This is a genomic window from Neoroseomonas terrae, from assembly GCF_018129025.1.
In the GTDB taxonomy this organism is placed as follows: domain Bacteria; phylum Pseudomonadota; class Alphaproteobacteria; order Acetobacterales; family Acetobacteraceae; genus Neoroseomonas; species Neoroseomonas terrae.
Genome location: NZ_JAAEDI010000040.1, coordinates 40,284 through 48,654 on the forward strand (window position 1 = coordinate 40,284; position 8,371 = coordinate 48,654).

The following is an 8,371-nucleotide window of genomic DNA, read 5'->3' on the forward strand; positions in this document are numbered from 1 at the left end:
ATCACAGGGCGATTTGGCTGTTTCCCAGCACTGCCTTGTAGCGCGAGATCTCGAGCGCCACGAAGTCGCGGAATTCCGCCGAGCGGCGGGTGGCGGGAATGGTGCTGGCGCCATCCAGCACGCGCCGCATGGTCGCCGACGCCATCGCCTGGTCGGTCGCCGCCACAGCGGCCTGGACCAGCCCCGGCGGGAGGCCCGGCGGGCCGAAGACCCCGACCCAGCTCATGGCGTCGATCTCGCCATAGCCCTGTTCCTGAAGCGTCGGCATGTCGGGCCAGCGGTCGATGCGCGCCAGCGTCCCGGCGGCGAGCGGGCGCAGCGTGCCTTCGCCGATGGGGCCGGCGACGGCGCTGACACCGTCGATCGTCATGTCCACGCGGGCAGCCAGCAGGTCCGCCATGGCCGGCGCGCTGCCGCGATAGGGGACGTGCACCAGCTCGACGCCTGCCTTCTGCGCAAGCGTCGCGCAGGCGACGTGGTGCACCGATCCGATTCCGGAGGAGGCATAGGAGATGCTGCCCGGACGCGCCCGCGCGGCGTCGATCAGCGCGGCGGTCGTGCGGTAGGGGGAGGCGGCGGGGACGACGAGAAGGTGCGGATGCACTGCGATCTGCGCGATCGGCGTCAGGTCGTTCAGCGGGTCATAGGGCAGGTTGCTGAACAGTGCCGCGGCGACCGCATTCGGCGTCGAATGGCCAAGAAGCAGCACCGAACCGTCAGGCGGCGCCTTGGCGACGACATCCGTCGCGAGCGTGCCCGAGGCGCCGGAGCGATTTTCCACCACGACGTTGACGGCGAGGCTCTGGCTATACTGTTCCGCTATCGCGCGGGCCACGATGTCGGCGAAGCCACCCGGCGCGAAGCCGACCAGCATGCGTACCGGCCGGCGCGGCCAGGCGGTCTGCGCAAGGGCAGGGAGGGCGAGCGCCGAGAGGGCGGCAGCGCCGAAGCAGCGGCGAGCGATCATGACAATCTCCTGACCGCCGGCATGTACGGGCTGTGCTGCGTTGCAGCAACAGGCGTCAGTCGTCCGCGTAGAGCCGCAAGCCATGGCGGCTCACCAGCACCTCGCAGAGGAAGAACGTGACGGACGCGGTCAGCATCAGCATGGCCGCCACCAGGAGGCTGGCGACATGCAGCCCGGCCGTGACGCCGGCGAGCGGCTCCAGGAAGCCGGCGATCACCAGGAGGCAGAGCAGCACGGCGGTGACGATGGCACAGGCAATGGCGTTGTAGATCAGCCGAGCCCGCCGCTTGATCTGCCGGCGCTGCGCGGGTGGGGCACTGCCGGCGCGCTCCATCTCGTCGCGGATCTCGGCCAGACGGTTCAGCCGGGCGGTCAGCAGCGTCAGGAGCGAGAAGACGCCGGACAGCAGGAAGGCGGGGGCGATCGCCAGCTGAAGGGCACGCTCGATCGACAGAAGATCGTGCCCCGTCAGCATGACGCCGTCGCCCGCCGCCGATGGTGCTTCAGCCGCCGAAGGCGTTGAGGCCGGTCTGGGCGCGCCCGAGGATCAGCGCGTGAACGTCATGCGTTCCCTCGTAGGTATTCACCGTCTCGAGGTTCATGACGTGGCGGATCACGTGATACTCGTCGACGATGCCGTTGCCGCCATGCATGTCGCGGGACATGCGGGCGATGTCGAGCGCCTTGCCGCAATTGTTGCGCTTGACCAGGGAGATCATCTCGGGGGCCGCCTTGTGCTCATCGAACAGGCGGCCGACGCGCAGCACGGCATGGAGGCCGAGGGTGATCTCGGTCTGCATGTCCGCGAGCTTCTTCTGGATGAGCTGTGTCGCCGCCAGCGGCTTGCCGAACATCTTGCGGTTCAGCGTGTAGTCGCGGGCGCGGTGCCAGCAATCCTCTGCCGCGCCGATCGAGCCCCAGGCGATGCCGTAGCGGGCGCGGTTGAGGCACTGGAACGGGCCGGCGAGGGACTTCACGCCCGGAAGCCGGTTCTCCTCCGGCACGAAGACCTCATCCATCATGATCATGCCGGTGACCGAGGCGCGCAGCGAGAACTTGCCCTCGATCTTCGGGAAGGACAGGCCCTTCATGCCGCGCTCGAGGATGAAGCCGCGCAGCACGCCCTCATCATCCTTCGCCCAGACCACGGCGACATCGGCGATCGGGGAGTTGGTGATCCAGGTCTTGGAGCCCGACAGCAGGTAGCCGCCATCGACCTTCTTCGCACGCGTGCGCATGGAATTCGGGTCGGAGCCGGCATCGGGCTCGGTCAGGCCGAAGCAGCCGACCCATTCGCCGGTGCGCAGCTTCGGCAGGAACTTGTCCTTCTGCGCGTCCGATCCGAAGGCATGGATCGGGAACATCACCAGCGATGACTGTACGGAGAACGCCGAGCGGTAGCCGGAATCGACGCGCTCCACCTCGCGCGCCATCAGCCCGTAAGCGACATAGCCGACGCCGGCGCAGCCATGGCTGTCGAGCGTGGCGCCGAGGAAGCCCATCTCGCCGAATTCGTTCATGATCTCGCGGTGGAAGTGTTCCTTGCGGAAGGCTTCCTGGACGCGCGGCAGCAGCTTCTCCTGGCAGAAGTCCCGCGCGCTGTCGCGGATCATGCGCTCATCCTCGGTCAGCGCCTCATCCAGCAGCAGCGGGTCGTCCCAGACGAATTGCGCACGGGCGGGTTTGGAGACGACGTTCATGGCGAGGTTCCTCAGCAGTCTGAACAGGGCGCGGCGAGCGCGCGGCGTCTATCTGCCCGGCCGGCGCGCGCCGAGCAAGGATTGCGACGGTATGACAAGCGAAAGGGCCGGAGGTCGACTGACCCCCGGCCCCTGTCCTGGTGCGGCGGCGGCCGTCAGGCCGCTTCGGTCTCAGGTGCCGTATCGGCGGCTGGCGCCTCGGACGGCTTTTCGGCGCGCGGGCGCGGCAGCGGGATCAGCATGAAGGCTGGGACGACATCGCCGAAGCCCTTCACCGGCGGGCCGAGATCCTCCTGCCGGTAGCGGCGGTCGCGGTCGCGGTCGCGATCCCGGTCGCGCTCGCGGCGCGGCTCGCGGTCGCCGCGGGCCGGCTCTGCGGTCTCGCGCTCGATCCGGGCGTCGCGATCACGGTCGCGGTCCCGCTCGCGACGCGGCCGCGCCTCGGCGGCTTCCTCGCGATCGCGGCGGGGGCGAGCCTCGGCCGCCTCGTCACGGTCCCGCTCGCGCGGGGCACGATCGCGGGGCGCGCCGTCACGACGGCCACCGGATTCACGTCGGCCGACCTCCCGGCGGTCATTGCCGCGGCCCTTGGCGGGCGTGGCAGAACGCCCACGGCCCCGGCCCTTCGGCGCGTTGCGGGCTTCCTCGATCTCCTCCTCCGGCACGGGGTCCAGGCCCTCGATCGCCATCCGGGGGATGGGCTTGCCGGTCAGCTTCTCGATCGCCGCGACGTTCTTTGCGTCATCGGCGGTCGCGATGGTGTAGGCGTGGCCCTCGCGTCCCGCGCGGCCGGTGCGGCCGATACGGTGGACGTAATCCTCGTCGCGGAAGGGCACGTCGAAGTTGAAGACGTGGCTCAGCCCGCCGATGTCGATGCCGCGGGCGGCGACGTCCGAGCAGACGAGAAGTTGGAGCTCGCCCGCCTTGAAGGCATTGAGTGTGGCGAAGCGGGACGCCTGGTCCATGTCGCCATGCAGGGCGCCGACGCTGAAGCGGTGCTTCTTCAGCGACTTGTAGAGGATGTCGACCTCGATCTTCTTGTTGCAGAAGATCAGCGCGTTCTGCACCTGCTCGGTGCGGATCATGCGCCGCAGCGCCTCGCGCTTGTCGTGCGGCTGGACGTAGGCGAGGCCGGTGGTGATGGTGGTCGCGACCGAGGCGGGCGGTGCGACCGTGATCTCCTTCGGATTGGCCAGGAAGGCATCGGCCAGGCGCCGGATCTCGGGCGCCATGGTGGCGCTGAAGAACAGCGTCTGGCGCATCTGCGGCAGCAGGGAGACGATGCGCTCGACATCGGGGATGAACCCCATGTCCAGCATGCGGTCCGCCTCGTCGATCACCAGCAGCTTCACATCCGCCATCAGGATGCGGCCGCGGTCGAACAGGTCGAGCAGCCGGCCCGGCGTCGCGATCAGCACGTCCACGCCCTTCTCGAGCACGTCGCGCTGGTCGTTCATGCTCTCACCCCCGATCAGCAGGGCGTGGTTGAGCTTCAGGTACTTACCGTACTTCTCGAAATTCTCGGCGACCTGCAGGGCCAGCTCGCGCGTCGGCTCCAGGATCAGGCTGCGCGGCATGCGCGCCTTGGCCCGGCTGCCGGCCAGGATGTCGAGCATCGGCAGCACGAAGGAGGCGGTCTTGCCCGTGCCGGTCTGGGCGCAGCCCAGGACGTCCCGGCCCATCATCACCCAGGGGATCGCATGTTCCTGGATAGGGGTGGGGTGGACGTAGCCCGATTCCGAGACGGCGCGAAGGAGTTCGTCCGACAGGCCGATATCGGCGAAGGTCGTGCGCGGCGGGGCCGGCTCGTCCTCTTCCTCGGAGTATTCGGGAACGTCGTCGTCGCGGTCCTCGCCGCGCGGCGCCGCGGCGGCGGCCTCCACGGTGTCGGCGTCAGGCGCCTCGCCGGCGGCTTCCGGGGTGTCGGCGGACACCGGAACCTCGGTGGCGCCTGCGGACGGCTCCGTGGCGGGCTCGGCCGGAGCCTGCTCGGGCACGGATGCCGTCGGCGCGGGCACGGTGGCACCGGCTTCGGGGGTGGGGGCCGGCTGTGCCGGGGCGTTGACCGCCTCGGCGGTCGCAAAGGGAAGCTCGTTCAAGGTCGCTCTTTTCCATGGGCCCATCGCGACGGGCCGACAGCGGGTATGCGGTGGGTGGCCGAGCCCCGTCAGGGCGCACAACGGGGCCGGCGTCCGGCCCGCCAATCCACGAGCGCGCCGGATATGCGCCGCTTCATGCAGAAGATCAAGGTTTTCGGCGTCTCGGTGCGCATGGACTGCCCCGGCCGGCCGCGATACAGGCCCGGACATGACGCCCATGCCCCTGCTTTTGCTCCCCGGCCTGCTTTGCGACGCACGGCTTTGGCGGGACCAGGCCGCGGCGCTGGCCCCGATCGCGGCGCCGGTCGTCGCCGATCTCACCCTGGATGACCGCATCGAGGCCATGGCGGAACGCGCCCTGGCGTCGCTCGAGGGGCCCTTCGCCCTCGCGGGCCTGTCGATGGGTGGTTACGTCGCGCTTGAGGTCATGCGTCGGGCCCCCGGGCGGGTGACGCGCCTGGCACTGCTCGACACCTCCGCCCGGCCGGATACGGAGGAGCAGAAACGCCGCCGGCGGGGGCTGATCTCGCTGTCGCGCTCGGGCCAGTTCCGCGGCGTGACGCCGCGGCTACTGCCGTCCCTGATCCACCCGTCGCGGCTGGACGGGCCCGTCGCGGACGATGTGATGGCCATGGCCGAGCGTGTCGGCAAGGAAGCCTTCCTGCGCCAGCAGGAGGCCATCATGAACCGCGTGGATTCCCGCCCCGGCCTCTCGCAGATCGCGGTGCCCACGCTGGTCGGGGTCGGCGCGGCGGATGTGCTCACGCCGCCTGAGCTCGCCGCGGAGATGGCGGCGCTGATCCCCGGTGCGCGGCTGCGGCATTTCGCGGGTACGGGCCACCTGCCGACGATGGAAACGCCCGAGGCGGTAAACGCTACCTTGGCGGCCTGGCTCGTGGCCTGATACCGCTCTGCTGCAATACACAGGTGGCAATGCCCGAGCGGCGTTTTGGCGGGATCGCTTGTCAATGCCGGGAACGACTGCGGATCCGCCGCTTATTTTTGGTTCACTTCGCCGAACTATACTGAGTGTCACGTTCGCGTGCATGCATGACTGCAGATATACACTGCGCTAACTCGCACGGAGCGGATCGTCCTTTTCGGACAATCAACATCAGCGTCCAGACCGGCGCCGCCTGTGCGCCATCATCTGACGCTGGTGGCATAATGGCGGCTGCCCTTTCGGGGTCGCCGCCACCCGCGTGTCGGGCGGCGCGGCTACGCGTCCAGCGCCTCCGCCTCCACACTCGCCGCATTCTCCTGGATGAACTGGAAGCGCAGTTCCGGCCGGCGGCCCATCAGCGCGTCGATGCGTTCGGAGGTGTAGGCGCGGTCTTCGGGCGGCAGGACCACACGCAGCAGCGTCCGCTTCTTGCGGTCCATGGTGGTTTCCTTGAGCGAGGCCGGCGGCATCTCGCCCAGGCCCTTGAAGCGGCTGACCTCGACCTTCTGGTTGGCCTTGAAGCGCGCCTTCAGCACGCGCTCGCGGTCGGCATCGTCCATCGCATAGACCGACACGCCGCCCGCCTGCAGCCGGTACAGTGGCGGCTGCGCCAGGAAGACGCGCCCCTCGCGCACCAGTTCCGGCAGTTCCTTATAGAAGAAGGTCATCAGCAGCGCGGCGATGTGCGCGCCGTCGACATCGGCGTCGGTCATGATGACGACGCGGCCATAGCGCAGGCGCCTGATGTCGAAGCGGTCGCCGACGCCGCAGCCCAGCGCCTCGATCAGGTCCTTCAGCTCCTGGTTCTGGCGCAGCTTCTCGGTCGACGCGCTGGCGACGTTCAGGATCTTGCCGCGCAGCGGCAGCACGGCCTGGGTCTCGCGGTCGCGAGCCTGTTTAGCGGAACCGCCGGCGGAATCGCCCTCGACCAGGAACAGTTCCGTCCCTTCCGCGCTCTCCCGCGAGCAATCGGCCAGCTTGCCCGGCAGGCGCAGCTTGCGCGTCGCGGATTTGCGCGGCGTGTCCTTCTCCGCCCGGCGACGCAGGCGTTCCTCGGCGCGTTCGATCGCGAAGGCGAGCAGATTGTCCGCGGTCGCCGGGTCGCCCGCGAGCCAATGGTCGAAATGGTCGCGCAGCGCGTTTTCGACCAGCTTCGCGGCCTCGACGTTGGTCAGCTTGTCTTTGGTCTGGCCCTGGAAATGGGGGTTGCGGATGAAGACCGACAGCATGCCGGCGAGGCCGCCGAGCAGGTCCTCCGCGGTGACGGTGGCGGCGCGCTTGTCCTTCTTCAGCTCGCCATAGGCACGCAGGCCCTTGACCAGGGCCGCGCGGAACCCGGCCTCATGCGTGCCACCCTGGCCGGTCGGGATGGTGTTGGCATAGGTGTTCAGGAAGCCCTCGCCGCGTTCCACCCACGTCACGGCCCATTCGACACGGCCCGCGGCTTCGGGGAACTCCGCGAGCCCGGCCCAGGGCGCCGGCACGACGGTTGCTTGGCCCTCGATGGCGCCCGCGAGGAAGTCGGTGAGTCCGCCGGGGAAATGCAGTACCGCCTCGGCGGGCGTGTCGTCCTTGACCAGCGACGGGTCGCAGGACCAGCGGATCTCGACGCCGCGATAGAGATAGGCCTTCGACCGGCAGAAGCGGAACAGCCGCGCCGGCTTGAATTCCAGCGTCCCGAAGATCTCCGGATCGGGCTTGAAGCGGATGGTGGTGCCGCGGCGGTTCTGCACCGATCCGGCATTCTTCAGCTTCGTGACCGGCTTGCCGCGCTCGTAGGACTGCGTGAACAGGGTGCGGTCGCGCGCGACCTCAACCTCCAGCCGCTCGGCAAGCGCATTGACCACCGAGGAACCGACGCCGTGCAGGCCGCCCGAGGTGTCATAGGCCTTGCCGGAGAACTTCCCCCCCGAATGCAGCGTCGTGAGGATGACCTCGAGCGCCGAGAGCTTGGGGAACTTCGGATGCGGGTCGGTCGGAATGCCGCGGCCGTTGTCGCGCACGGTCAGCCAGTTGCTGGCTTCGAGCGTCACCTCGATGCGGTCGGCATGGCCGGCCACCGCCTCGTCCATGGCGTTGTCGATGACCTCGGCGGCGAGGTGGTGCAGCGCGTTCTCGTCTGTGCCGCCGATATACATGCCGGGGCGCCGGCGAACGGGCTCCAGCCCCTCCAGCACCTCAATATCCTTGGCGGAATAGCCTTCGCCCTGCCCGGCGGCGCCTTTACGCGCGCCGCCCCGGCCGAACAGATCGTTCATGTCTTGTTCCCTTGCGGCCGGGGAGAATACCGGCCCGCGTCGCCGGAAACAACGCGGGCAGCGATTCGATCCGCATCAGGCTCCGAGTTCGAACCCCGACACCGCCGCATCCCGGGCCAGTGCCAGGCTTTCCGCGAAATTGTCGCGTCGTGCGATGTTGGTGGCCGCCAGCTGCCGCACCGGCCCGCCAGTCGCCGCCGCCGGCGCGATCTCGGCGATCTGGAAGGCGCCGGCCGGCGCATAGCCGCGTTGCCCCTGGCCTTCCACGAGCGCGAATCCGGATTGCGCCGGACGCACCTGCACGGTCTGTCCGGCCGCGACGCGACCGATTTCGGGGGCGCCGGCCTCGGGCCGCAGCCGCAGCGGCACCGTCGCGGCCGCCGTCACGCGGCGGGTCGCGCCGG

Annotated in this window: 7 protein-coding genes; 1 reads left to right on the forward strand and 6 read right to left on the reverse strand. The window is 69.3% G+C overall.

Features of this window, described 5'->3' with window-relative positions:
* Position 1 precedes the first annotated feature (1 nt).
* From GXW78_RS25930 to GXW78_RS25945, 4 genes are all read right to left on the reverse strand, one after another.
* Entirely contained in the window at positions 2–967 is a 966-nt protein-coding gene (locus tag GXW78_RS25930) for a Bug family tripartite tricarboxylate transporter substrate binding protein (RefSeq protein ID WP_211871816.1), read from the reverse strand.
* 55 nt (positions 968–1,022) lie between these two features.
* Positions 1,023–1,442: a DUF2721 domain-containing protein gene (locus GXW78_RS25935; RefSeq protein ID WP_211871817.1), complete on the reverse strand. Its 420-nt coding sequence runs from the start codon at positions 1,440–1,442 to the stop codon at positions 1,023–1,025.
* 28 nt (positions 1,443–1,470) lie between these two features.
* Entirely contained in the window at positions 1,471–2,667 is a 1,197-nt protein-coding gene (locus GXW78_RS25940) for an acyl-CoA dehydrogenase (protein ID WP_211871818.1), read from the reverse strand.
* Between the two features lie 155 nt (positions 2,668–2,822).
* Entirely contained in the window at positions 2,823–4,790 is a 1,968-nt protein-coding gene (locus GXW78_RS25945; protein WP_211871819.1) for a DEAD/DEAH box helicase, read from the reverse strand.
* A 193-nt stretch (positions 4,791–4,983) separates the two neighbouring features.
* Here GXW78_RS25945 and GXW78_RS25950 point away from each other — a divergent pair, with 193 nt between their 5' ends.
* Positions 4,984–5,670, forward strand: a complete 687-nt coding sequence (locus GXW78_RS25950) for an alpha/beta fold hydrolase (protein ID WP_338147851.1) — start codon at positions 4,984–4,986, stop codon at positions 5,668–5,670.
* A gap of 314 nt (positions 5,671–5,984) precedes the next feature.
* Here the strand turns inward: GXW78_RS25950 and parE are convergent, their stop codons facing one another.
* A complete protein-coding gene (gene parE / locus GXW78_RS25955) occupies positions 5,985–7,967 on the reverse strand; it encodes a DNA topoisomerase IV subunit B (protein WP_211871821.1) in 1,983 nt (660 codons plus the stop codon).
* Between the two features lie 75 nt (positions 7,968–8,042).
* Positions 8,043–8,371: SH3 domain-containing protein (locus tag GXW78_RS25960; RefSeq protein WP_211871822.1), on the reverse strand; the 329-nt coding region annotated here is incomplete at its 5' end.

Excerpts from the sequence above, each read along its gene's own strand:
- GXW78_RS25930 (WP_211871816.1), bottom strand. The coding sequence starts at position 967 with ATGATCGCTCGCCGCTGCTTCGGCGCTGCCGCCCTCTCGGCGCTCGCC.
- GXW78_RS25935 (WP_211871817.1), bottom strand. The coding sequence starts at position 1,442 with ATGCTGACGGGGCACGATCTTCTGTCGATCGAGCGTGCCCTTCAGCTG.
- GXW78_RS25940 (WP_211871818.1), bottom strand. The coding sequence starts at position 2,667 with ATGAACGTCGTCTCCAAACCCGCCCGTGCGCAATTCGTCTGGGACGAC.
- GXW78_RS25945 (WP_211871819.1), bottom strand. The coding sequence starts at position 4,790 with ATGGGCCCATGGAAAAGAGCGACCTTGAACGAGCTTCCCTTTGCGACC.
- GXW78_RS25950 (WP_338147851.1), top strand. The coding sequence starts at position 4,984 with ATGCCCCTGCTTTTGCTCCCCGGCCTGCTTTGCGACGCACGGCTTTGG.
- parE (WP_211871821.1), bottom strand. The coding sequence starts at position 7,967 with ATGAACGATCTGTTCGGCCGGGGCGGCGCGCGTAAAGGCGCCGCCGGG.